2 protein-coding genes and 2 pseudogenes are annotated in these 1,639 nt (G+C 39.4%); all 4 read left to right on the top strand.

The genetic code is table 11. From position 1 onward, the window contains the following. Window positions 1-279 (top strand): annotated as a pseudogene (locus ACFIJL_RS09335) (hypothetical protein); the annotation flags it as partial. Next, entirely contained in the window at window positions 276-680 is a 405-nt protein-coding gene (locus tag ACFIJL_RS09330) for a hypothetical protein (RefSeq protein WP_375624417.1), read from the top strand. The pseudogene ACFIJL_RS09335 and the gene ACFIJL_RS09330, both read left to right, overlap by 4 nt. A 180-nt stretch (window positions 681-860) precedes the next feature. After that, window positions 861-1,337 (top strand): hypothetical protein, encoded by a 477-nt coding sequence (locus ACFIJL_RS09325; RefSeq protein ID WP_375624415.1) that lies wholly within the window; start codon window positions 861-863, stop codon window positions 1,335-1,337. Window positions 1,338-1,358: 21 nt separating this feature from the next. Then, a pseudogene (locus tag ACFIJL_RS09320) lies at window positions 1,359-1,639 on the top strand (hemagglutinin repeat-containing protein); the annotation flags it as partial.

Below are 1,639 nucleotides of genomic sequence, written 5' to 3'. Positions count from 1 at the left end.
ATGGCAGATACGTTATATATCTTAAGTGATGGAAAGCAGGATTACGTAAACTTGGAAAATCATAAAAATGACTTTGTGGGTACAAAGATTGGCAAAAATCCTTACACTTTTGAACAAATACCTCCTGGAAGTGGTCCCTGGAAAGAGAGAGGGCAAATATTTAAGGGCTACCCAAGTGTTCATGCTTGTTATGGACATCCAAGTGATGCTTGTACAAAGTTCTATGGTTTACCTAATCGTACGCCAATTTATTCAAAATATTCAGGGAGGAAAAAATGAAACAAATCTTGAAATTATTAAGTGGTCTCATTCTGTTAAATATTGCTGGATGTAACATTGATAAGCCTTCTCCAGGGGCTCTGAGTATGTGGGAGAAACCTGGTGCAGATTTTACGGAGATAGGAAAAGCATTGTTAGAATGTGGTATGCCAACCCCTTATGATGTTTTTCCAGAAAACCAACAGCAGAGTATTAATGCTAAAGCAACAGTTGATGCTTGCATGGTTCAAGCAGGATTCCGCTATAAAGATCAAAGAGGAGGGGGGTGGTGTTATACTTTTAAAGAGAAAAACTTGCCGATTTGTCGTCCAGGTGCTGTCATACCACAGCGCAGTGTCAAGAAGCGCTTGAACAGCCCTTTTTGTAAAAAGTATAAAAATGCACCTGAATGCAAACCTTAAGTTTTGCTGTTTGTGATGATTAACAATCCGCCATCCTTGCTTTGCTTGAAATGACGGGATTGTTTCCTCAACTAACCATTTCAATATTGTTCACCGTTGTTTTAATGAAGCGGTGACAGGAAATATCAACAGGCTTATGAGCTGTTTTATCGTAAATAAATCCATTGAAAGAGGGGAAAAATGAAGAAAATCTTAAAACTATTGAGTTGCATAGCTCTCTTAAATACAGCTGGATGTGTTAACCAACCTCCTCCATCAACTTTAGCATTATGGGAAAAACCAGGTGTCGATAAAGCGATGATCCAACAATCCTTATCAAAATGTGGCTGGAAACCGGTTTATGCTTCTTCTAGTGATATGAATTCGTATGCGAGTGAATTTGCCTCAGTTTATGAGTGCATGAAAAAAGCAGGTTTCCGGTATAAATTGCAAGATTCAAAAGGGCTCTATTTTGTACAACCTTTGAAAAGTGACTCGTTTTTAGCTAATTTGATGCTAGCAGGATATCAGCAATTTATGGACAATGACACCTTTGGTGTGACCAACAAAACGAAACAGGAACGCGCTTTACTAACGCATTTTGAGGATGAAAGAAAACGTCAGCAAAAGCAAAAAGCTTTACAAAAGCGATCACCAAAGCGTCCTTCCCATTCTTAAAGAGTTAGTTGGACAAAAAGCACGAATGATGAAGAGAGTTTTGAGCATCAAGGTTCTTCTCTCAATGCGGATGGCAATATCACCATCACTGCCAAGAAAAAAGATGTGACAATTGTTGGCTCTGATCTTGCAGGTGAGAATATTAACCTTTCGGCAGCTCGTGATGTGAATGTGCTTGTTGGTCATAATAGCCATTCCTCAAGCTCAAAGGAAGAACGTACAGGTTTTGGGTTTCAGTTTGAAAAGAGCAACAGCGGTGCTTCTGTAGGTGTTGGAATTGCAAGCGCCAAAGATACGGGCGA

This window comes from Bartonella sp. TT119HLJHH, from assembly GCF_042193385.1.
In the GTDB taxonomy this organism is placed as follows: Bacteria; Pseudomonadota; Alphaproteobacteria; order Rhizobiales; family Rhizobiaceae; genus Bartonella.
This window is presented reverse-complemented; position numbering and strand designations above follow the sequence as displayed.

Excerpts from the sequence above, each read along its gene's own strand:
- ACFIJL_RS09330 (WP_375624417.1), top strand. The coding sequence starts at position 276 with ATGAAACAAATCTTGAAATTATTAAGTGGTCTCATTCTGTTAAATATT.
- ACFIJL_RS09325 (WP_375624415.1), top strand. The coding sequence starts at position 861 with ATGAAGAAAATCTTAAAACTATTGAGTTGCATAGCTCTCTTAAATACA.